Annotated in this window: 19 protein-coding genes; 4 read left to right on the plus strand and 15 right to left on the minus strand. The window is 72.8% G+C overall.

Annotation, left to right across the window (positions count from 1 at the left end):
• Window positions 1–51 precede the first annotated feature (51 nt).
• The 3 genes from BM223_RS22370 to groES form a co-directional block, all read right to left on the minus strand.
• Window positions 52–921, minus strand: coding sequence for a GNAT family N-acetyltransferase (locus tag BM223_RS22370; protein WP_038677357.1), 870 nt, complete (start codon window positions 919–921; stop codon window positions 52–54).
• Between the two features lie 155 nt (window positions 922–1,076).
• On the minus strand, window positions 1,077–2,702 hold the full coding sequence (groL, locus tag BM223_RS22375) for a chaperonin GroEL (protein ID WP_038677356.1): 1,626 nt from the start codon (window positions 2,700–2,702) through the stop codon (window positions 1,077–1,079).
• Window positions 2,703–2,794: 92 nt separating this feature from the next.
• Complete coding sequence (groES, locus tag BM223_RS22380; protein WP_028653828.1) at window positions 2,795–3,088, minus strand: co-chaperone GroES; 294 nt, start codon at window positions 3,086–3,088, stop codon at window positions 2,795–2,797.
• A gap of 227 nt (window positions 3,089–3,315) precedes the next feature.
• Between groES and BM223_RS22385 the strand changes: the two genes are divergently transcribed.
• Entirely contained in the window at window positions 3,316–5,454 is a 2,139-nt protein-coding gene (locus tag BM223_RS22385) for an MMPL family transporter (protein ID WP_038677355.1), read from the plus strand.
• 12 nt (window positions 5,455–5,466) lie between these two features.
• Window positions 5,467–6,642, plus strand: a complete 1,176-nt coding sequence (locus BM223_RS22390) for a class I SAM-dependent methyltransferase (RefSeq protein WP_038677354.1) — start codon at window positions 5,467–5,469, stop codon at window positions 6,640–6,642.
• A gap of 16 nt (window positions 6,643–6,658) precedes the next feature.
• On the opposite strand, the gene BM223_RS22395 is transcribed toward BM223_RS22390, so the two are convergent.
• From BM223_RS22395 to glmS, 12 genes are all read right to left on the minus strand, one after another.
• Window positions 6,659–8,224, minus strand: a complete 1,566-nt coding sequence (locus tag BM223_RS22395; RefSeq protein ID WP_141267114.1) for a hypothetical protein — start codon at window positions 8,222–8,224, stop codon at window positions 6,659–6,661.
• Between the two features lie 65 nt (window positions 8,225–8,289).
• Window positions 8,290–9,174, minus strand: a complete 885-nt coding sequence (locus BM223_RS22400) for an oxygenase MpaB family protein (protein ID WP_038677351.1) — start codon at window positions 9,172–9,174, stop codon at window positions 8,290–8,292.
• 4 nt (window positions 9,175–9,178) lie between these two features.
• Complete coding sequence (gene tsaD, locus BM223_RS22405) at window positions 9,179–10,240, minus strand: tRNA (adenosine(37)-N6)-threonylcarbamoyltransferase complex transferase subunit TsaD (RefSeq protein WP_038677349.1); 1,062 nt, start codon at window positions 10,238–10,240, stop codon at window positions 9,179–9,181.
• Complete coding sequence (gene rimI, locus BM223_RS22410) at window positions 10,237–10,701, minus strand: ribosomal protein S18-alanine N-acetyltransferase (RefSeq protein WP_038677348.1); 465 nt, start codon at window positions 10,699–10,701, stop codon at window positions 10,237–10,239. The genes tsaD and rimI overlap by 4 nt, the downstream gene beginning before the upstream one ends.
• Window positions 10,698–11,357 carry a tRNA (adenosine(37)-N6)-threonylcarbamoyltransferase complex dimerization subunit type 1 TsaB gene (tsaB, locus tag BM223_RS22415; protein ID WP_038677345.1) on the minus strand — a complete coding sequence of 220 codons (660 nt, stop codon included), beginning with the start codon at window positions 11,355–11,357 and terminating at the stop codon, window positions 10,698–10,700. Before tsaB ends, rimI begins: the two co-directional genes overlap by 4 nt.
• A 34-nt stretch (window positions 11,358–11,391) precedes the next feature.
• Window positions 11,392–12,552 (minus strand): glycoside hydrolase family 16 protein, encoded by a 1,161-nt coding sequence (locus BM223_RS22420; protein WP_038677343.1) that lies wholly within the window; start codon window positions 12,550–12,552, stop codon window positions 11,392–11,394.
• A 138-nt stretch (window positions 12,553–12,690) separates the two neighbouring features.
• On the minus strand, window positions 12,691–13,620 hold the full coding sequence (gene tsaE / locus BM223_RS22425; RefSeq protein ID WP_038677342.1) for a tRNA (adenosine(37)-N6)-threonylcarbamoyltransferase complex ATPase subunit type 1 TsaE: 930 nt from the start codon (window positions 13,618–13,620) through the stop codon (window positions 12,691–12,693).
• The gene (locus tag BM223_RS22430) at window positions 13,617–14,714 is read right to left on the minus strand and encodes an alpha/beta fold hydrolase (protein ID WP_038677341.1); all 1,098 of its coding nucleotides are present in this window, start codon (window positions 14,712–14,714) and stop codon (window positions 13,617–13,619) included. Before BM223_RS22430 ends, tsaE begins: the two co-directional genes overlap by 4 nt.
• Complete coding sequence (gene alr / locus BM223_RS22435; RefSeq protein WP_038677340.1) at window positions 14,711–15,874, minus strand: alanine racemase; 1,164 nt, start codon at window positions 15,872–15,874, stop codon at window positions 14,711–14,713. The genes BM223_RS22430 and alr overlap by 4 nt, the downstream gene beginning before the upstream one ends.
• A gap of 15 nt (window positions 15,875–15,889) precedes the next feature.
• Window positions 15,890–17,272 (minus strand): NAD(P)H-hydrate dehydratase, encoded by a 1,383-nt coding sequence (locus BM223_RS22440; RefSeq protein WP_038677339.1) that lies wholly within the window; start codon window positions 17,270–17,272, stop codon window positions 15,890–15,892.
• Window positions 17,272–17,625, minus strand: a complete 354-nt coding sequence (locus BM223_RS22445; protein WP_038677338.1) for a holo-ACP synthase — start codon at window positions 17,623–17,625, stop codon at window positions 17,272–17,274. Before BM223_RS22445 ends, BM223_RS22440 begins: the two co-directional genes overlap by 1 nt.
• A 4-nt stretch (window positions 17,626–17,629) precedes the next feature.
• The gene (glmS, locus tag BM223_RS22450; protein ID WP_038677337.1) at window positions 17,630–19,474 is read right to left on the minus strand and encodes a glutamine--fructose-6-phosphate transaminase (isomerizing); all 1,845 of its coding nucleotides are present in this window, start codon (window positions 19,472–19,474) and stop codon (window positions 17,630–17,632) included.
• Between the two features lie 147 nt (window positions 19,475–19,621).
• Between glmS and coaA the strand changes: the two genes are divergently transcribed.
• Both coaA and BM223_RS22460 read left to right on the plus strand, forming a co-directional pair.
• Window positions 19,622–20,611: a type I pantothenate kinase gene (coaA, locus tag BM223_RS22455; protein ID WP_038683686.1), complete on the plus strand. Its 990-nt coding sequence runs from the start codon at window positions 19,622–19,624 to the stop codon at window positions 20,609–20,611.
• A gap of 67 nt (window positions 20,612–20,678) precedes the next feature.
• A complete protein-coding gene (locus BM223_RS22460) occupies window positions 20,679–21,353 on the plus strand; it encodes a hypothetical protein (protein ID WP_052138313.1) in 675 nt (224 codons plus the stop codon).
• Window positions 21,354–21,384 lie beyond the last annotated feature (31 nt).

The raw sequence follows: 21,384 nt of genomic DNA on the forward strand, positions 1-21,384 counted from the left end.
ACCCGGGTGGTCGACACCCCTGGTAGTGGTCTGAACACGTAGTTACATGAGTCAGCGCGAGCGGCGCAGGTCGTTGAGCGCGATCCGGACGGTGAGCGATTCGCCCGCCATCCGGATCCGGCCGCGCATGCCGGCGGCGAGGACCATCGGGAGGACGGCCTGGCTGTCGGACGGGGCGGTCAGCACGATCTCGTCGGCGCCCTTGTCGCGCGCGGCGCGGGCGACGTCGGCGAGGAGACGCGTGCCGACGCCGCGGCGCTGCCAGGCCGGGTCGACCCAGAGGTCGACGGGCCAGGGGACGTCGGCGTCGTCGTGGGGGGTGACCTCGGCGCGGCCGGCGACGAGGCCGCCGGAGAGGGCCGAGACCGTGGTGTCGGTGGTGACGTAGTCGGGCTCCGCGGTGCCCGGCTGCTGCGGCGCGGGCGGGACCTGGGCGTCGAGGACCTGTCCGACGAGTCCCGCGAGGGCCGCGGCGCGGGCCCGCTCGGTGGGGGTGAAGGGCGGGTCGCGGCGGATCTGGATGGTGGTGGACTCCCCCACCGCCATCTCGAGGACGTCCTCGGTGCCGGTGCTCGGCGCGACCGCCGCGTCGAAGAGGTGGGCGGCGACCTCGGGGAAGGTCGCCGGCTGGGCGATGATCGAGCGGACCGCCTCGACGTACCGCGTCGGCTGGTCCTCGAGCGCGGCGCCGGTGGCGGGGACGGCGGAGACGGTCACGCCGCCGGCCTTGTCGATGAGTGCGTGCAGCTCGGCGGCCGTCCAGCCCTCGGGCACCTGGAGGACGAGCTCGTCGGTGACGTGCGCGGCGTCCGGGAAGACCTGGACGGTCTGGATGTTGACGCCCGCGCGGCCGCAGGCCGTGGCCAGCTGGGCCAGGGCGCCGGGGCGGTCGGGCAGTCCGGCACGGACTCTCCAGAGCATGGGTCCACTATGCCGGAGAGATGTGTGGCGCGCGATCATCGATGTTGCGGACCCGTGGCCGGTGGGAGGGCCGGCGCCGGGCCGGAAAAGGCCAGGCGGCCCGGCTCGTCGCAACGAGCCGGGCCGCCGGGGTGGTGCTGGTGGGACGGAGGGCCTCAGTGGCCGTGGCCGTGACCGTGGCCGTGACCGGCCGCCTCGGGCTCCTCGTCCTCGGGCTTGTCGACGACCAGGGTCTCGGTCGTCAGCAGCATGCCCGCGACGGAGACGGCGTTGGCCAGGGCCGACCGGGTCACCTTGACCGGGTCGATGACGCCCTGGGCGACGAGGTCGCCGTACTCGCCGGTGGCGGCGTTGTAGCCGTTGCCGACGCCGAGCTCGCGCACCTTGTTGGTGATGACGTAGCCGTTCTCGCCGCCGTTCTCGGCGATCCAGCGCAGCGGCTCGTCGGCGGCCTTGCGGACGATCCGGACGCCGAACGCCTCGTCGCCGGTGAGGCCGAGGTCGTCGTCGAGCACGGAGACGGCGTGGATGATCGCCGAGCCGCCGCCGGGGACGATGCCCTCCTCGATCGCGGCGCGCGTCGCGGAGACGGCGTCCTCGATCCGGTGCTTCTTCTCCTTGAGCTCGACCTCGGTGTGCGCGCCGACCTTGATCACCACGACGCCGCCGGAGAGCTTCGCGAGCCGCTCCTGGAGCTTCTCGGTGTCCCAGTCGGAGTCGGAGGCCTCGATCTCCTTCTTGATCTGCTCGACGCGACCGGCGACCTCGGTGTCGTCGCCGGCACCGTCGATGATCGTGGTGTTGTCCTTGGTGACCACGATGCGGCGGGCCTGGCCCAGCACGTCGAGGCCGACCTGGTCGAGCTTGAGGCCGACCTCGGGCGAGATGACCTGGCCGCCGGTGAGGACCGCGATGTCCTGCAGCATCGCCTTGCGGCGGTCGCCGAAGGCGGGGGCCTTGACGGCGACGGCGTTGAACGTGCCGCGGATCTTGTTGACCACGAGGGTCGACAGCGCCTCGCCCTCGACGTCCTCGGAGAGGATGAAGAGCGGCTTGCCGGCCTGGATGACCTTCTCGAGCAGCGGCAGCAGGTCGGCGATCGCCGAGATCTTGCCCTGGTGGATGAGGATGTACGGGTCGTCGAGCACGGCCTCCTGGCGCTCGGCGTCGGTGACGAAGTACGCCGAGATGAAGCCCTTGTCGAACTGCATGCCCTCGGTGAACTCGAGCTCGGTCGAGGGGGTGTTGGACTCCTCGACCGTGATGACGCCGTCCTTGCCGACCTTGCCGAAGGCCTCGGCGAGGAGCTCGCCGATGTGGCTGTCGCGCGAGGAGACGGTGGCCACGGAGGCGATGTCCTTGGCGTCGTCGACCTCGCGGGCGGCGGACTTGAGCGCGTCGCTCACCGCGGCGGCGGCGGCGTCCATGCCGCGCTTGAGGCCCATCGGGTTGACGCCGGCCGCGACGGCGCGCAGGCCCTCGTGGACCAGCGCCTGGGCGAGCACGGTCGCGGTCGTCGTGCCGTCACCGGCGACGTCGTTGGTCTTGGTCGCGACCTCCTTGGTGAGCTGGGCACCGAGGTTCTCGAACGGGTCGTCCAGCTCGACCTCACGGGCGACGGTGACACCGTCGTTGGTGATGGTCGGCGCGCCCCACTTCTTGTCGAGGACGACGTAGCGGCCCTTGGGGCCGAGGGTCACCTTGACGGTGTTGGCGAGCGCGTCGACGCCGCGCTCGAGGGCGCGGCGGGCGTTCTCGTCGAACTCCAGGATCTTGGGCACTGCTTACTCCTTGGGTGTGGAAAGCCGAACGCCCGGGACGTCAGGCACCGTGGCAACGGTGCACGGACGTCCCGGGCGGCGTGAAGCTCGGATCAGGCCAGAACCGCGAGGACGTCGCGGGCCGAGAGGATGAGGTACTCCTGGCCGGCGTACTTGACCTCGGTGCCGCCGTACTTGCTGTAGATGACCTTGTCACCCACGGCGACGTCGAGCGGGACGCGGTTGCCGTTGTCGTCGATGCGACCGGGGCCGATCGCGAGGACCTCGCCCTCCTGGGGCTTCTCCTTGGCCGTGTCCGGGATGACGAGACCAGAGGCGGTGGTCTGCTCCGCCTCGAGAGGCTTGACGACGATCCGGTCCTCGAGCGGCTTGATGTTGACCGACACGATGTCGACCTCCACTTTCTGAGCTGACGTTGTGCTGCTGACTCTTCGGGGCAGGGCCGGGATGATCCCGACCTGCACTGGCACTCTCGGTTCGAGTGTGCCAACGACGAAACTAGCACTCTCCGCAAGGGAGTGCCAGACCTACCCCACTCGACCCTCCCCTCGGCGCCTCGCTCCCTACCAAAGTCGGTTGACCGGGCCCGGCAGGCACCGGCAGCGTTCTCCCTATGTTCGGTGCCCTCGGCCGTCTCGTGTCCCGTCGTCCCTGGTACGTCATCGCCGCCTGGTTGGTCGCGACCGTGCTCGTCGTCCTGTTCCACCCCAAGGTGGAGGCGACGACCGACCAGGCCGACTTCCTCCCCGACTCCTATGACTCGATCAAGGCGGCCAACCTCATGGCCGACGCCTTCCCCGACCAGACCGACTCCGGCGCGACCGTCGTCTTCGACCGCACCGACGGCGCCAAGCTCGCCGCCGCGGACGTCACGAAGATCGGCGCGATCATGTCCGGCCTCGACCTGCCGGAGGTCTTCACCACCGCGACGCCGCCGATCGCCTCGCCGACCAACGAGGTCGCCATCTCCAACCTGCAGCTCGCCGAGGGCGTGACCGGGCAGGACGAGAAGGAGCTCGACCAGGTCAAGGACCTGCGCGACGAGCTGAAGAAGGCGACCGACGGGACCGGGCTGCGGGCGCTGACGACGGGCTCGCTGCCGCAGAGCTACGACCAGATCCAGTCCGGCAGCAACGCCGAGGCGATCGTCGGCCTCGCCACGCTCGTGCTGATCGTCGTGCTGCTCGGCATCATCTTCCGCAGCGTCATCATCACGCTGCTGCCGATCCTGTCGGTGATCTTCTTCCTCATGCCGATGACCAACGGCCTGATCGACATCGCCGCCAAGGTCTTCGGCCTGCAGAAGGACCCCTCGACGAGCGTCATCCTGATCGTCGTCCTGTTCGGCGTCGGCACCGACTACATCCTGTTCTTCGTGTTCCGCTACCGCGAGCGACTGCGCGAGGGTGAGGAGCACCGGGCCGCGGTGGCCCACGCGATCGAGCGCGCCGGCGAGGCGATCGCCTCGGCCGGAGGCGCGGTCATCGTCGCCTTCCTCGCGCTGCTGCTCTCGACGCTCGGCATGTTCCGCTCCATCGGCCCGTCGCTGGCGATCGCCGTCGGCGTCACCGTGGTCGCGGCCCTCACGCTGATCCCGGCCCTGGCCACCGTCGTGGGCCGCGCCTTCTTCTGGCCCTCGAAGAAGTGGAAGGTCCCCTCGCCGGGTGCCCGCTTCGAGAAGGTCGGGGCGGCCGTGGGTCGCCGGCCGGTCCGCTACGCCCTGCTGTCCGGCGGTGTGCTGGCGGTGCTCTCCGTCTTCGCGCTCAGCTTCACGCCGACCTTCGACATCGGCTCGTCGAGCTCGTCGTCGACCGTCGAGTCCGCCAAGGCCTCCAAGGCGCTCGAGGACGGCGGCTTCTCGGCCGGCGCGACCCAGCCGGCTCCCGTCGTCCTGCACTCCGACAAGGCCCTCGACCCGGCCGCCCTCCCGGCGTTCAAGGACGCACTCGCCGAGGCCAAGGGCGTCGCCTCGGTGGCCGACCCGCTGCCGTCCGCCGACGGCCGGACCGCGGTGTTCATGACCACCCTCAAGGACGACCCGGCCTCCGACGCGGCGCTGGCCGACCTGCGCGACGGGCTGCGCCCGGCCGCCGAGAAGGCCGCCCCTGACGGCTCGACCGCGTACGTCGGCGGCCTGACCGGCATCTTCGTCGACTTCCAGGCCGCGATGAACCGCGACTACAAGGTGGTCTTCCCGGTCGCGGCGGGGATCATCCTGCTCATCCTCGCGCTGCTGCTGCGCTCGCTGGTCGCCCCCTGGTACCTGATGCTCTCGGTGGGTCTCGGGTTCGCGGCGACGCTCGGTGCGACGACGATCGTCTTCCAGTTCATCGGCGGCGAGGAGGGCCTGATCTTCATGCTGCCGATCTACATCTACCTGTTCGTGGTGGCGCTCGGCACCGACTACAACATCCTGATGGTCGCCCGGCTGCGCGAGGAGGCACGCGAGGGCCTCGAACCGCGCCAGGCCGCGGCGAAGGCGATCCACCACAGCGGCCCGACGATCGCGGCGGCCGGCGTCATCCTGGCCGGCACGTTCGCCTCGCTCATGCTGGCCGGCAACTCGCTGCTGACCTCGATGGGCTTCGCGATCGCGTTCGGCATCTGCGTCGCGGCGTTCGTGATGTCGATGTTCTTCACGCCGGCGCTCACCGCGCTCATCGGGCACGCCGCCTGGTGGCCCGGCCACGGCGACGAGGCGAGGACGGGCGGCGACGAGGAGCCGGAGAAGGAGCTCGTCCCGACCGCCTGACAGGATCAGGGGGTGGACCTCGACGACTTCCGGTGGCTGCTGACCGACGAGGGGCAGGCCCTGCTCGCCGAGGCCACCGCCCTGGTCGCCTCCGGCACGGCCCCGCTCGCCGCCGGCTCCGCGCTCCGTCGTACGACGTCGCCGGAGCGGGCGGCGACGGCGCTCACGCAGGTCGACCTGCGGGGGCGCGCGGCGGCCAAGTTCGGTGACCTGGCGGCGCGGATGTACTTCACGCCCGACGCGCTCGAGCAGGCCACCCGGCTCCGGGTGGCCCAGCACCGGGCGGGCCGGGCGGCCGCCTTCGGCACCCGCACGCTGATCGACCTCGGCTGCGGCATCGGCGGCGACCTCCTCGCCGCGGCGCAGGCCGGGATCATCTGCGCGGGCGTCGACCTCGACCCCGTGCGGGTGGCCGTGGCCGAGGCCAACCTCGCGGCACTCGGCCTGGCCGGCGCCGTCCAGGTCGCCGACGCCACCGAGATCGACCACCGCGGCTTCGACCTCGCGTACGCCGACCCGGCCCGCCGCAGCGGGGCCGGACGCACCTTCCGGGTGGACGACTGGACGCCGCCGTGGTCGTGGGTCGAGGGGCTGCTGGCGCGCGACGCGTGCGTGAAGGTGGCCCCCGGCATCCCCCACGCCCTGGTGCCCGACGGCGTCGAGGCCGAGTGGGTCAGCGACGAGGGCGAGGTCAAGGAGGCGGCGCTGTGGGCCGGCCGGACCGCGACCGTGCGACGGCGCGCCACCGTGATCGGCCCCGGGGGGCTCGCGACGATCACCGATGAGGACGACCCCGGCGCCGGCGCGGTGGGCGTCCGCGCGGTCGGCCCCTACCTCTACGAGCCCGACGGCGCAGTCATCCGGGCGGGCCTGGTCACCGCGGTCGCCGCCGGTGTGGGCGGAGCGCTGATCGACCCGAAGATCGCCTACGTCACCGCCGACGCGTCGTTCCGGTCGCCGTTCGTGCGGGGCTACCGCGTGGTCGAGGAGCTCCCCTACCGCGAGAAGCAGCTCAAGGCCGCACTGCGCGAGCGCGGCATCGGCCGGCTGACGATCAAGAAGCGCGGCGTGGACGTCGTCCCGGAGGCGCTGCGGAAGCGGCTCGGGCTGCAGGGGGAAGCGGAGGCGACGATCGTGCTCACGCGGGTCGCGGGTGAGGGCACGGCGCTGCTGGTGGAGCCGTTCTGAGTCTTCTGAGGCCTCCCTAGTCGCGCAGCCAGCCCTGGTTGCGCGCCCAAGCCACGTAAGCGATGCCCGAGAGATGACTCGGCGAGGCGGGCGCAAGTGACATCGCTCGGTAGACCGCCTCGACGTGCCCCACGATCGTCGAGCCCCACTGAGCGAGCGAGAGCCAGCGACCGGCCTGGGCAGCCTGCGATTCCGTCGCCGGCGTCGTGCCATCGACCCGAAGGTAAGCCGTGCTCGTCCCGGCCTTGACGTGGTTGAGGTAGGTCGCGACCAGCCGGGACGTGTCGAGGGCACCGGCTTCCGTGCCGGCCCGGGCGGCCGCGGCGAGAAATTCCACCGAGATCGCGCCATGACTGATGTCCTCGATGTGCCTGGTGGCCGGGTATGCCGTGGTGTACTCGGAACGACCGGAGACGGCGGCATACCCGTTGTAGAGCTCACTGTGGGTCGGCCAGTACGGCCACTTCCAGGCCGTGCCGACCTCGGTTGCGCACACCCGGAACGTGCGCACCATCGCGTTAATTCGGGGGCGGAACGCCGGCGTCCGGTCGATCCTGTAGAGCTCGGCGAGCAGTTGGCCCATCGCGTGGCTGAGGTTGAGCGGTTGAACAAGTCCGTCGAACGGAACGGGGGCGCCGTAGGGCCAGGCATAGTCGCCGCCTACGTGGCCGTTGCTCAATGTGGCGAATCGCCACTCGGGATCGTGGAATGCGACCGCACGACGGACGCGCGCAAGGTAGTCGATGGCGACGGACTTGAGCGGCACACCCTGCGCCGAGGCGAGGTCCCCTCTGAGGACCAGCCGGGCGAACATCGCGATGGGATAGGCGATCTGACCGGTATGACCGGAAAACGCCGAATAGCGCTGCTCCAGTGACGTTGTGCCGGCGACGGGCACCGCGTCGACGCTGCCTCCCAGCCTCTTCACGGTCCACAGCCTCTTGTTCGGATCGCCCGTCTCGGGCAGGTGGTAGGCGCCGGCCACCTTGTTCTCGATGCTGCTGGCACTTGCCGGGTCGAGCGTGACGCCGGTCAGCGTCACTGTGCTCGGGCTGTAGGAAGGGTGGCTCAGGGTCAGGCTGAAGGAACCGCCCGTGATACTGCCGACAGTGATCGTCGCGCCCGACGCTCCGGGGTCGGGGCTCCGGATCTCGAACAGCGCCTTGCCGTTCACGTCCGCCACGACGGCGGCAGCAGCCGCGTAGCTGCCACCGGCCCGCCACACCGGCCCGGACCGCCCCTGCCCATCAGTGACCCCGCGGGCCTCGTCCGTCTTAGCCCAGACGGCATCGGCCTGCTCCACGAACCGGTCGAGGTAGAGGGCATTTCCCGTTGCCTGGTACATGCGGACCAACGACAGGAGCGTGTACGAAGACCCCCAGGCCAACTGGCCGAGCTCGTTGTCGTGGACGGTGGTGTCGACCACCTGCCAAGCCGCCTCGTAGGAGGCGACGAAGTCATTGCCCGGAAGCAGCAGCGCTGCCGATGCGCCGGGGGCCGTGGCGGTGCTCGCGACCGCATACGCAGCCAGCCCCATGGCACCTCCGACGACCTGTCGCCGCGTCGGCTTCCACGAATCCATCGCCCGCATACCTCTCGACAACGCTGTTGTCTGAACGAGGATAGACGTGGGCACAAGCCCGGTCGCTAGGTTGGCAGGTCCATCGTCCGGCCACCCCGCGCCAGCACGGCCCGCTCGCTGCGGATCACCGTCTTGTGCAGGTCGGCGTTGTCGCCGAACCGCACCCGGTGGGGGACGACGTGCCGCGAGGTCCGCGCGAACGTCGTGGCGCCGTGCCAGGCGAGCGCGTGGGCGGGCGTCCACGGCAGGCCGTAGAGACGGCGCACCTCGGCGGGCAGCATGCCGATGACAAGCAGGTTGGTCACGCTGACGCCGGGTCGCGCGACGAGCGGGACCGGCAGGTTGCGGGCGATGGCGCGGCCGACGGCGCGGGCCTCGGCGGTGAGGTGCATCCGGCCGGAGGCGTACCAGTCGCGCATCCACTGCTCGAACGCACCGGCCGTCGCGGGCGCGATCGACCGGGGCATGCCGAAGAGCTCACCGAAGCGCACCCAGTCGGCCCACAGGCCCTCGCGCTCCCCTGCGCTGAGCGGGCGCACGAGCGTCTCGAAGGCGACCCGCGACGAGTCGGCGAGCATCGCCATCGTCCAGAGCATGAGCTCGGGGTCGAAGGCGTCGTAGGGGGTCCCGCGGGGGAAGGTGCCCTCGTCCTGGGCGAGCGAGCCGCGCACCCGGGTGTGCAGGTCGTGCACGGCGGCGAGCAGCCGGTCGGCCTCGGCGCGCGGGGCGAAGAAGATCGTCTCGAAGGCGAGCGCGGTGCGGGCCAGGCGCTCGAACGGGCGCTCCTTGGCGAGCGTCGACTGCGAGGTGCCGACGTAGGGCACCGGGTGGGTGGCGCCGATGAGGAGCGCGCGCTGCCCGTAGGTCTGCCCGACGGCCCGGTGCGACTGCACGCGGCGCAGCACCGACCCCTTGGGGAAGTACCCCTCGCCGTCGCGCGCCGCGTCCATCACCTCAGCCTGCCAGGACCTCGGTGACCGGGAGGCTCGAGTCGGCCGGGAGGTCGAGCGGCGAGGGAGTCCGGCCGCGCTCGACCATGGTGGCCCCGAGCGCCGCGACCATCGCGCCGTTGTCGGTGCACAGGCCCGGCCGGGGCACCCGGACCCGGATCCCGAGCTTGCTCGCACGCTCCTCGGCGAGCACGCGCAGCCGCGAGTTGGCCGCGACCCCGCCGCCGATCATCAGGTCCTCGATGCCCTCGGACGCAGCGGCGTCGAGCGCCTTGCGGACGAGCACGTCGCAGACCGCCTCCTGGAAGGACGCCGCCACGTCGGCCACCGGCACCGGCTCGCCGGAGCGCTCGCGGGCCTCGACCCAGCGCGCGACGGCGGTCTTGAGGCCCGAGAAGGAGAAGTCGAAGCGGTGCCGCTCGAGGTCGCGCCGGCTGGTGAGCCCGCGCGGGAAGTCGATGGCGACCTGGTTGCCCTCGCGGGCCGCCCTGTCGATGTGGGGACCACCCGGGAAGGGCAGGCCGAGCAGCCGGGCGACCTTGTCGAAGGCCTCGCCGGCGGCGTCGTCGATGGTGGCGCCGAGCGGGTCGACGCCGCCGTCGTGGCCGGTGATGTCGGTGACCTTGAGCAGGCTGGAGTGGCCGCCCGAGACGAGCAGCGCGAGCGAGGGCTCGGGCAGGGGGCCGTGCTCGAGCTGGTCGACGGCGACGTGCGCGGCGAGGTGGTTGACGCCGTAGATCGGCTTGCCGAGCGAGAGCGCGAGCGCCTTGGCCGAGGCGACGCCGACGAGCAGCGCGCCGGCCAGGCCGGGGCCGTGGGTGACCGCGATCGCGTCGACGTCGCGCAGGCTGACGCCCGCGGTGTCGCAGGCCCGCTGGATCGTCGGCACCATCGCCTCGAGGTGCGCCCGGCTGGCCACCTCGGGGACGACGCCCCCGAACCGCGCGTGCTGCTCGACGCTGCTGGCCACGGCGTCGGCGAGGAGCGTGTGGCCGCGGACGATCCCGACACCGGTCTCGTCGCACGAGGTCTCGATGCCGAGGACCAGGGGTTCGTCGCGGGTCATGGGTCCATTGTGACGGGTGTGCTGAGCACGAGCGCGGTGGTCCCGTCCCGGTAGTAGCGCGGACGCCGGCCGAGCTCGGCGAAGCCGTGCCGGTCGTAGAACGTGCGGGCGATGACGTTGTCCTCGCGCACCTCGAGCAGCAGCCGGGTCGCGCCCCGCTCGGCGGCGAGGGCGCGGGTGGCGGCGAGGAGCGCCGCCGCCACGCCGGTACGACGCAGCGCGGGCGGGACCGCGATCCGCTGCAGCTCGGCGTCCACGTCGACGACGCTGACCACCGCGTAGCCGGCGAAGACGCCGTCGTCAGGAGAGCGGGCGGCGAGCAGCGCCATCGTCGGCACCAGGCCGCCGACGGCCTCGCGGAGCAGGTTCGGCGACCACGGGTCGAGCGGGAAGGCGGCGGTCTCCAGCGCGGCGATCTCGTCGATGTCGCCGGATCCGGCCGGGCCGACCCGGACGTTCACCGCGGCGACGGCTCGTCGGCGAGGACCGCCTTGGGCGCGCGCGGGATCTCGGCGTCGGGACGACGCAGGTAGAGCGGCTCGGGCTCCAGCACCGTGAAGCGGCCGGCGACCACGCCGCGCGCCAGCCAGGCGGCGCTCGGCCGCTGCGGTCCCCGGGCCACCGGGAAGGCGTCGGGGTAGAGGGTCGCGCCCTCCCCCACGACCGGACGGTCGCTGGCGAGGGTGGCCGGCCGGTCGACGACCGGGTCGTCCTGGCGCACCGCACCGGCGTCGTACGACGCGAGGTAGACCTCCTTGCGCCGGGCGTCGGTCGCGACGAGGAAGTCGCCGTCGACCGCGCCGGTCTCGACCGCCTCGAGCGCGAGCGGGTCGAGCGAGCAGACGCCGTGGACCGGGACGTCGAGCACGTGGGCCATGGTGCGCGCGGTGACCAGGCCGACCCGCAGCCCGGTGAACGGGCCGGGGCCGACGCCCACCGCGATGCCGGTCAGGTCGGCGGGCGTCGCGCCGCCGTCGGCGAGGACCTGGGCGATGAGCGGAGCGAGCTGCTCACCGTGGCGCATGCTGCTGGTGGCGGTCGCCTCGGCGACGACGTCCGTGCCGTCGTGGAGGGCGACGGTGACCGTCGGGGAGGCGGTGTCGAACGCGAGCAGCACGCTCCGAGCGTAGTCGGTGCGTGCCGCCGCGCCCTCAGGACCAGGCCTTGACCCAGTCCACCGTCAGCGTCGAGGTGTCGGGCATCTTGGCCGTGCGGGTGTTCCACGCGAGCCCCCACACCTGGGTGAGGATCATGTAGAACGGCTTGTCGAACGGCTGCGCCCCGGTCATGCCGGTGGGCTTCCAGGAGTGCGAGTAGCAGAGCCGGCCGTCGTAGTAGAAGCGCATGACCTTCGGCGTCCACTCGACCGCGTAGTTGTGGAACGCGGTGCTCGCGGTCGGCATCTTGCAGTTGTAGCCCGAGCTGAGCCGGGTGTCCTCGCCCGCGTAGTGCACCGACGGGTAGACGTTGGCCGGCAGCCCGCTGAACCACTCGGCGATGTCGACCTCGCCCGAGCCGGGCCAGCGTCCGTAGGCCTGGTCCTGCGGGTAGAGCCAGAAGGCCGAGTGCGAGCCGGGGATCCCCGACTCGGCGGGCAGCTTGAGCCGAGCCTCGAAGCGGCCGTACGTCTGGGTGAACTTCGAGCGGGTGGCGACGGTCGAGACCTCGGCGTTGGTCGTGAACGAGCCGTAGGGGCTGCGGCAGAGGAACTCGGTGGGCAGGATCGTGGACGTCAGCCGGAGCAGTCCGCCGCGGACCTGGACGGTGCGGTCGTTGTCGACGTAGCAGCCCTTGCTGCCGCCGTACATGCCGCTGAACGCGGTCTGCTGGACCATCCACTTGCTGCGGTCGAGCGTGTCGCCGTCGAAGTCGTCGTAGAAGCTGCAGGCGTAGTAGCCGCCCTCAGCGCGCTTCGGGCGGCTGCCGCAGGTGTCGACCGGCGCCGGAGCGGCGGGAGCGGCAGGCGCCACGACGGGCGTCACCTGGCGCTTCTGGCTCACCCGGCCGGCCGCCTTGACCCGGTAGGTCCGTGCGGTTGCCGGCCGCGCCACCACGATCTTGAACGCGCCCTTCTTGGTCGCCCGGCGCTGGGCGACCGTTGCCCAGCTCGCGTGCCGGCGCTCCTGCAGCCGGACGACGGCCCGGGCGCGGGTGCGGCCCGAGAAGACGACGGTGGAGCTGCGCGCCACCGGCTTCGTCAGCACCGGGCGCTCCGCGCGCTCCGGCGCGGCACTCGCCGTCTCGGCGGTGACGGGCGCGGCCAGCGCGCCCATGCAGATCAGGGCCGTCAGCACGGCCTTCAGTCCCCCCATGGAACTTCCCCTCCAGAAAGTTGAACCCTCGCTCTGGAGACTAGGAAGGAAGCACTTCCTGACGACACGGGTACGCGGTCGGACTCGACCGGGTCCGTGGGGACTACGGCGTGCGGGACCGGTCCTCGATCAGCGGGCCTAAGGTCCCAGGTCGGGAAGCGCGGTCGCGAGCCAGCGCAGGCCGACCGGGTCGAGCTCGACGACGCGGGGGTCGGCCTCGGGGTCGACGTCGGTGCGCGCGGTGGCGCGCGCGATCCGGATCTCGAGCCGGTCGTCGGACAGGCTCTCGGCCACGCCGGTCCCCCACTCGACGACGGTCACCGCCGCGTCGAGGTCGGTGTCGAGGTCGAGGTCGTCGAGCTCGGCCTGCCCGCCGAGGCGGTAGGCGTCGACGTGGACGAGCGCCGGGCCGTCGGCCAGCGAGGGGTGCACCCGGGCGATGACGAACGTCGGCGACGTGATGCCGCCGCGCACGCCCAGTCCTGCGCCGAGACCCTGCGTGAAGGTGGTCTTGCCGGCACCGAGCTCGCCACTCAGGACGAGCACGTCGCCCGCGCGCAGGTGACCGGCCACCCGGTGGCCCAGGTCGCGCATCGCCTCGGCGCTCGGGACGTCGACCGTGACCGGCACCGGCCGCGCCATCTCGACGTACGGCGCATGCCGGGCCGTCTGCACGAAGCCCATGTCGCGCCAGAAGCCCACGGTGCGCGGGAGCTCCTCGCGGGCCAGGATGACCACCCTGGTCGCGCCCATCGTCCCGGCGGCGCGGAGCCCGGCCCGGACCAGGGCCCGGGCGAACCCACGCCCCTGGGCGGCCGGGTCGATGCCGAACCGGCGCAGGTAGACCGCGTCGCCGACCGGGTCGAGCACGACCGCACCGACCGGCTTGCCGTCGGCGCGGATCAGCAGCCCGCCGCCGGGCGCGAGCATCGCGGCGATCGACGCCTCGTCCTCGGCGAGCGCCTCGGTGGGCGGGTCGAGCACCGGGCGCGCGGCGAACGCGGCCCGGACGACGGCCAGGACGTCGGCGGCGGCCTCGGGGCCGACGCGCGTGGTCTCGACGGTCACCGGGCCGCTGCCCTCGCGGTGGCGGCGGTGATGAGCTGGTCGAGCTCGGCGTTGACCAGCTCGTGGCGCTCCATGATGACCATGTGCCCGGCGCCCTCGCACTCGAGGAGGCGGGAGCCGGGGATGCGCGAGTGCAGCTTGCGGGAGTGGCCGATCGAGGTCAGCTTGTCGGCGGTGCCGCAGATGACCGACGTCGGCACCTGGCCGAGCAGCTCGACGAAGTCGAACTTGTCGAGGCCGGCGAAGTTCGGGAAGAAGTCGGCGACGACCTCGAAGGGCGTCGCGGCGAGCATCCTGTCGACGAACTCGACGTAGCCGCGCGGCACCTCCTCGCCGAAGGCGAAGCGGTCGGTGGCGACCGTCGCGACGGCGCCGCCCGCCCGTCGTACGCCGTCGATGGCGTGGTGGCCGAGGTGCAGCGTGCGGACCGCGCCCCGGGTGAAGGGGCCGGCGAGCCGGGCCGGCACCATCGGCAGCAGCACCCGGCTCGGGTCGAGCCCGCCGGCCGTCGTCGAGATGAGCCCGACGCCGATGATCCGGTCGCCGATCAGCTCGGGCAGCTGCTCGGCGAGCGCGACGATCGACATGCCGCCCATCGAGTGGCCGACGAGCACGACCGGTCCGTCGGGGACGACCTCGTCGAGCACGCGCTGCAGGTCGCGGCCGAGCTGGTCGATGGTCGCGTGGGCCCGGTCGGAGCGCCCGGAGCGGCCGTGGGAGCGCTGGTCGTAGTAGACCGCGCGGACCAGGCCGCGGTAGGCCGCCCGCTGGAAGTGCCAGCAGTCGAGGTTGAGGCAGTAGCCGTGGACGAAGACGACAGTGACCGGCGACGGGCTCGTCCCGCGGCGCAGCAGCCGCTCGACGGCACCGCCCGGCGGGGGCGGGTCGACCTCGTCGACCTCGACGTGGAGCGGCACGCCGTCGTCGGCGACGACGGTGATGGGGGGCGAGTGCAGGGAGCCGAAGGGAATGTCGTCGCCGGCCCGGCGGCTGATCGCCCGCTGCTGGCGGGCGATGCCGAGCGCGGCGCCACCGGCCGCGGCGACGCCGAGGGCGCCCGCGACCGAGCCGAGGATCCGGCTGCGGCGGCTCATGAGGCGTCCCCGGTGGCCTGGCCGACGTACCTGCGGGTCATCCGGCCCCCGATCCTGGTGACGATCTCGTAGTTGATGGTGCCGCACGCCTCGGCCCAGTCCTGGGCGGTGGGCCCGCCCGCGGAGGGCGGCCCGAACAGGATCACCTCGCTGCCGACCGGCGGGCGGTCGCCACCGAGGTCGACGACGACCTGGTCCATGCACACGGTGCCCCGGATCGGACGGCGCTTGCCCTCGATGCCGACGGCCGCGGCAGCGTCGGGCGCGTCGGGCCGCGAGGCGTGGCGCGGGAGCCCCTCGCCGTAGCCGACCGGGACGAGGCCGACGGTCGTCGGGTGCTCGGCGACCCAGTGCTGGCCGTAGGAGACGGCGTCGCCGGGGGCGAGGTCCTTGACCATGAGCAGCGGGGCGCGGACGGTCATCGCCGGGACGAGGCCGATGTCGGTGGCCTCGCCGGGCGCCGGGTCGAGCCCGTAGAGCGCGATGCCGCAGCGCACGGCGTCGAAGCGGGACGACGGCCGCAGGATCGCCGCGGCCGAGTTGGCCAGGTGGCGCAGCTCGGGGCGCAGCCCGTGCTCGCCGGCGAGCGCGAGCGCGTCGTGGAAGGCCTGCTCCTGGCTGTCGTTGGCCGGGTGGTCCGGCTCGTCGGCGCAGGCGAAGTGCGACCAGAGGCCGGTGATCGTCCAGGAGCCGGCCTGCTCGCCCTCGCGGGCCCGGGCGAAGAGCTCGGCCCAGGCGGCGCGGGGGGCGCCGCTGCGCGACAGCCCGGTGTCGACCTTCAGCTGCACCCGCGCGGGCCGGCCCGCCGTCGCGGCCGCCGCGGCGAGCGCGTCGAGGTGGGCGGCGCTGGACGCGGTCACGTCGAGGTCGGCGGCGACCGCGGCCGCCAGGTCGGTCGCGGGCCCGATGATCCAGCAGAGCACGCGGCCCTCGACGCCGGCCGCGCGCAGCGCAAGCGCCTCTTCGACGGTGGCGGCGGCGAGCCACTCGGCACCGCCCTCTTGCGCGGCGCGGGCGCAGGCCACCATGCCGTGGCCGTAGCCGTCGGCCTTGACCACGGCGATGAGCGGGACGCCCGCGGTCGCGCGCAGCAGCCGCGCGTTGGCCCGGACCGCGGCCAGGTCGACGACGATCTCGGCGGGGCCGAGGGGCTGGGTCATCTGCCTATCGTCCCATCACCGGGTGGTCAGGGTGGCGAGCAGGTCCGGGAGCGCCGCGGCCACGTCGGAGGCCACGATGGGTCCGTCCTGGGCCGCCAGCGTGGCTGCGGCCCCGTGCAGCCAGGAGCCCACGGAGGCCGCGTCGAAGGGGTCCAGGCCGGTTGCGAGCAGCGCGCCGACGAGGCCGCCGAGGACGTCGCCCGCGCCGGCCGTGGCCAGCCAGGGGGTGCCGGTCGTGGTCACCCGGGCCCGGCCGTCGGGACGGGCGACGACGGTGTGCCGGCCCTTGAGCAGGACGACCGCGTCGTGCTCGCGCGCGGCCCGGCGGGCGTGCTCGAGCCAGCGGGCCTCGACGTCGGCGCGCTCGACACCGAGCAGCCGGGCCAGCTCGCCGGCATGCGGGGTCAGCACCGCGGGACGGCCCCGGGTCAGCCGGGCGAAGGCGAGCGCGTCGGCGTCGACCACGATCGGGACGCCGTCGGCGACCGCGGCGCGCAGCGCGTCCTCGGCGCCGTCGTCGCTGCCCGAGCCGACCACCCAGGCCTGCACCCGGCCGGGACCCACGACCTCGGGGTGCGCGGCCCGGACCAGGTCGAGGGCGGCCGGGTCGCCGTCGTAGCGGACCATGCCGGCCAGGCCGCAGGCCGCGCCGGCCACGCTGAGCAGGGCGGCACCCGGGTAGGCGGCGGAGCCGGAGCGGACGCCGACGACGCCGCGGGTGTACTTGTGGGCGTCGGCGGCCGGGCGCGGCAGCAGGGCCGCGACGTCGGCGGCCTGGAGCGCCTCGACGGGTGCCTCGGGGAGGTCGAGCCCGATGTCGACCAGCTGGAGCGCGCCGCACGCCTGGGCCGCCGGGTCGACCAGGTGGCAGACCTTGTGGGTGCCGAAGGTGACCGTCAGGTCGGCGGTGACGTGGGAGCCGCTGATCTCGCCGGTGTCGACGTCGACGCCCGACGGCGTGTCGACGGCGACCACCGGGACGCCGGCCACGTGGGCGAGCGCCGCGACCGCGTCGGGCCGCAGCCCGGGCCGCCCACCGATGCCGACGATCCCGTCGACCACCACGTCGAGGCGGCCCGTGGGGCCCGGGGTGCCGATCCGGCCACCGGCACCGCGGAGCGCGGCGACGCCGCCCTCGTGCGCCGACGACGACAGCAGCCAGGCCTCGACCTGGACGCCGCGCCGGGCGAGCACGGCTCCCGCGTGGAGAGCGTCGCCGCCGTTGTCGCCGGAGCCGACGAGGAGCAGCACCCGGCGGCCGTAGCCGCCGCCGAGCAGGTCGAGCACGGCATAGGCCAGGCCGGCCGCGGCGCGCTGCATGAGCGCGCCCTCGGGCAGCCGGGCCAGCAGCGCGGCCTCGGCCGTGCGGACCTGCTCGACTGTGTGGGCGCGGAGCATCAGGACTCCAGGACGACCACGGCGGAGGCGATGCCGCCGTCGTGGGTCAGGGACAGGTGGACCGAGCGCACGCCCTGCGCGTCGGCCTCGGCGAGCACGGTGCCGCGCAGCACGAAGCGCGGGCGGCCGCTGTCCTCGGAGACCACCTCGGCGTCGTGCCAGGACATCCCGCGCGGGGCGCCGAGCGCCTTGGCGAGCGCCTCCTTGGCCGCGAAGCGGGCCGCGAGCGAGCGGACGTGCAGCGTGCGCTCGGCCTCGGTGAAGAGCTTGTCGACCAGCGCCGGCGTACGACGGCACGACTCCTCGAACCGGGCGATCTCGCACACGTCGATGCCGACGCCCACCACCGGCATCGGGTTACTCGACGGTGACGGACTTGGCGAGGTTGCGCGGCTGGTCGACGTCGTGACCGAGCACGGTCGCGAGCTCGCAGGCGAACAGCTGCAGCGGGACGATCGCGACGAGCGGCTGGAGCAGCACGGGCACCTTGGGCAGCCGGATCAGCTCGTCGGCGTAGGGCTCGATGGAGGTGTCGCCCTCCTCGGCCAGGCAGATGGTCCGGGCACCGCGCGCGCGGACCTCCTGGATGCCGCTGAGCATCTTGCCGTGCAGCTGGTCGCGGCCCTTGGGCGGCACCACGCACAGCACCGGCAGGCCGTCCTCGACGAGCGCGATCGGGCCGTGCTTGAGCTCGCCGGCGGCGAAGCCCTCGGCGTGGAGGTAGGCGAGCTCCTTGAGCTTGAGCGCCCCCTCGAGCGCCACCGGGTAGCCCGCGTGGCGGCCCAGGAAGAGCACCGAGCGGGACGACGCGTGGTCGGCGGCGAGCGAGTAGACGGCGTCGGCACCGGAGAGCACGGTCTCGATGTGGCCGGGCATGGCCTCGAGGTGCTCCATGATCTCGTCGATCTCGTCGCCGAAGCGGGTGCCCTTGACCTGCGCGATGTAGAGCGCGAGCAGGTAGCAGGCGACGAGCTGGGTCAGGAAGCCCTTGGTCGAGGCGACGCCGATCTCGGGGCCGGCGTGGGTGTAGATCACCGCGTCGGACTCGCGCGGGATCGAGGAGCCGTTGGTGTTGCAGATCGCGAGCACCTTGGCGCGCTGGGAGCGCGCGTGCCGGATCGCCTGGAGCGTGTCGGCGGTCTCGCCGGACTGGCTGATCGCGACGATCAGCGTGGTCGCGTCGATGATCGGGTCGCGGTAGCGGAACTCGGAGGCGAGCTCGACCTCGACCGGCGTCCGGGTCCAGTGCTCGATGGCGTACTTGGCGACCATGCCCGCGTAGAAGGACGTGCCGCAGGCGATGATGATGATCTTGTCGATGTCGCGCAGCTCCTCGTCGGCCAGGCGCATCTCGTCGAGCTGCAGCCGACCGCTCGCGTCGCGCCGGCCGAGCAGGGAGTCGGCGACCGCGCGCGGCTGCTCGAAGATCTCCTTGCGCATGAACCAGTCGTGGCCGTCCTTCTCGGCCGACGAGAGGTCCCAGTCGACGTGGAAGCGCTTGGCCTCGACCGGCCGACCGTGGAAGTCGGTGACGTCGACCCGGTCGCGGGTCATCACGACGATCTGGTCCTGGCCCAGCTCGAGCGCCTCGCGGGTGAACTCGATGAACGCGGCGACGTCGGAGCCGAGGAAGTTCTCGCCCTCGCCCAGGCCGACGACCAGCGGCGAGTTGCGGCGCGCGGCGACGACCGTGTCGGGGTCCTCGCCGTCGATGGCGACGAGCGTGAACGCACCCTCGAGCTGCTGGCACACCCGCTGCATCGCGGTGACCAGGTCGATGCCCGACCGGACCTGCAGCTCGAGCAGGCGCGCCACGATCTCGGTGTCGGTCTCGGAGACCAGCTCGTGGTCGTCGGCCTCGAGCCGCGCGCGCAGCTCGAGGAAGTTCTCGATGATGCCGTTGTGCACCAGCGCCACCCGGCGGGCCTCACCGGTGTGCGGGTGCGCGTTGACGTCGTTGGGCGGCCCGTGGGTGGCCCAGCGGGTGTGCCCGATGCCGATCTGCGCCCGCGGCATGGGCGTCTCGTCGAGCACCTTCTCGAGGTTGGCCAGCTTGCCGGCCCGCTTCTCGGTGCTCAGGACGCCGTCGCTCACGACGGCGACGCCGGCGGAGTCGTAGCCGCGGTACTCGAGCCTGCGGAGACCGTCGATGACGGTGTCCTGGGCCGACCGGGGCCCGATGTATCCGACGATGCCGCACATGATCGGCCAGTCTAGGCGCTGCGGCCCCGCTTCCCCGCCTCGGCAGCGGTGTGGCGCCCGACGCGCCGGCCCGCCGCGCTCCCCCGCGACGTCCGGATCGAGGACGCACCGGAGGCCGCGCCCGACCCGGCTGGAATGATCGGCGCCATGACGACGGGCGCGAGCACGGCGGAGCCGCACCACGGCGAGGAGGCGCCGCGGGAGGCATCGCCGTACGTCGAGCTCGACCGGGCGACCTGGGCGCTGCTGGCCTCCGAGACCGAGAGCCCGCTCACCAAGGACGAGGTGCACCGGCTCCGGGGCATCGGCGACTCGCTCGACCTGCGCGAGATCCGCGACGTCTACCTGCCGCTCTCGCGGCTGCTGTCGATGCGGGTGAGCGCGGCGACCGAGCTGCACCACGCGCAGGAGGAGTTCCTGCACGGACGGACGCCGCCGCGCACCCCGTTCGTGATCGGCCTGGCCGGCTCGGTCGCCGTCGGCAAGTCGACCGCCGCTCGCGTGCTCCAGCAGATGCTGGCGCGCTGGCCCGAGCACCCCAACGTCGCGCTCGTCACCACCGACGGCTTCCTCTACCCCAACGCCGAGCTCGAGGCGCGGGGGCTGCTGCAGCGCAAGGGCTTCCCCGAGTCGTACGACCGGCGCAAGCTGCTGAAGTTCGTGATCGACATCAAGTCGGGCATCGACGAGGTCGAGGCGCCGGTCTACTCGCACCTCGTGTACGACGTGGTGCCCGACGAGAAGATCGTCGTCAAGCGCCCCGACATCGTCATCGTCGAGGGGCTCAACGTCCTGCAGCCCGCCCGGGTCCGCGGGGACGGCAAGACCGGCCTGGGGCTGTCGGACTTCTTCGACTTCTCGATCTTCGTCGACGCCAACACCAACCACATCCGCGACTGGTACGTCGACCGCTTCCTCAAGCTGCGCGAGACCGCCTTCCGCGACCCGTCGTCGTACTTCGCGAAGTACGCGTCGCTGACCCACGACGAGGCCGTCGACGAGGCGCGCCGGATCTGGGACGCCATCAACGGCCCCAACCTCGCCCAGAACGTGCTGCCCACCCGGTCCCGGGCGACGCTGGTGCTGCGCAAGGCGGCCGACCACTCGGTGCGCTACGTCAGGTTGCGCAAGATCTGAGGCAGAACGGCCGGATCGCGCGGATTCCGCGGGTTTCCGACCCCCTTTCGGGGCAAGTACTCAGAGCATGAACACGCGCAAGAAGCTGACCGTGCTCACCGCCCTGCTCGCCACGTCGACCCTCGCGCTCTCCGCGTGCGGCGACGACGAGCCCGACAGCAAGGGCAGCGACCCGACCCCCGAGGCGACGACGGAGGCGACCGAGGCCAGCACCGACGCCAGCACCGCGACCACCGAGTCGACCGAGACCGGCGCCGCGACCACCGGCGACGAGACCGCGCCGGGCACCGAGCTCGCGTTCGGCGAGCCGGCCGTCGTCCCGTTCTCGTCGGGCGACGCCACCGGCACCGTCCAGGTGACCGTCACCGGCATCACCCAGGGCTCCCCCGCCGACCTGGAGCCGCTGAACCTGGGCGACAAGGCCAAGGGCTTCGTGCCGTACTACATCATGCTCGACGTCAAGGGCGTCTCCGGCAGCGCGGACCTGTCGAGCTACTCGATCAACGAGTCGATCGAGGGCACGCTGCCCGACGGCAGCGAGGCCCAGAACATCTCCATCATCGGCACCTACGCGCCGTGCGACGGCGAGTCGTTCCCGAGCGGCTTCTCCGACGGCGCCACCTTCACGACCTGCGTGCCCTACCTGGCGCAGGAGTCCTCCGAGGTCAGCGGCGCCCGCTACGCCCCCAACGACGGCCCCTACGCCTCGTTCGACGGCAAGCCGGTCGTCTGGAAGCGGTAGTCCCCGCCCCCACCTGACCCACCGACCCACG

This window comes from Pimelobacter simplex (assembly GCF_900114845.1).
In the GTDB taxonomy this organism is placed as follows: Bacteria; Actinomycetota; Actinomycetes; order Propionibacteriales; family Nocardioidaceae; genus Nocardioides; species Nocardioides simplex.

What these genes read in the sequence shown, in the direction of transcription:
- BM223_RS22445 (WP_038677338.1), bottom strand. Translation starts at nt 17,625, where the DNA reads ATGCCGGTGGTGGGCGTCGGCATCGACGTGTGCGAGATCGCCCGGTTC.
- tsaD (WP_038677349.1), bottom strand. Translation starts at nt 10,240, where the DNA reads ATGACCCGCGACGAACCCCTGGTCCTCGGCATCGAGACCTCGTGCGAC.
- BM223_RS22385 (WP_038677355.1), top strand. Translation starts at nt 3,316, where the DNA reads ATGTTCGGTGCCCTCGGCCGTCTCGTGTCCCGTCGTCCCTGGTACGTC.
- alr (WP_038677340.1), bottom strand. Translation starts at nt 15,874, where the DNA reads ATGACCCAGCCCCTCGGCCCCGCCGAGATCGTCGTCGACCTGGCCGCG.
- BM223_RS22460 (WP_052138313.1), top strand. Translation starts at nt 20,679, where the DNA reads ATGAACACGCGCAAGAAGCTGACCGTGCTCACCGCCCTGCTCGCCACG.
- BM223_RS22395 (WP_141267114.1), bottom strand. Translation starts at nt 8,224, where the DNA reads ATGGATTCGTGGAAGCCGACGCGGCGACAGGTCGTCGGAGGTGCCATG.
- coaA (WP_038683686.1), top strand. Translation starts at nt 19,622, where the DNA reads ATGACGACGGGCGCGAGCACGGCGGAGCCGCACCACGGCGAGGAGGCG.
- BM223_RS22370 (WP_038677357.1), bottom strand. Translation starts at nt 921, where the DNA reads ATGCTCTGGAGAGTCCGTGCCGGACTGCCCGACCGCCCCGGCGCCCTG.
- BM223_RS22400 (WP_038677351.1), bottom strand. Translation starts at nt 9,174, where the DNA reads ATGGACGCGGCGCGCGACGGCGAGGGGTACTTCCCCAAGGGGTCGGTG.
- BM223_RS22440 (WP_038677339.1), bottom strand. Translation starts at nt 17,272, where the DNA reads ATGCTCCGCGCCCACACAGTCGAGCAGGTCCGCACGGCCGAGGCCGCG.
- glmS (WP_038677337.1), bottom strand. Translation starts at nt 19,474, where the DNA reads ATGTGCGGCATCGTCGGATACATCGGGCCCCGGTCGGCCCAGGACACC.
- BM223_RS22420 (WP_038677343.1), bottom strand. Translation starts at nt 12,552, where the DNA reads ATGGGGGGACTGAAGGCCGTGCTGACGGCCCTGATCTGCATGGGCGCG.
- BM223_RS22430 (WP_038677341.1), bottom strand. Translation starts at nt 14,714, where the DNA reads ATGAGCCGCCGCAGCCGGATCCTCGGCTCGGTCGCGGGCGCCCTCGGC.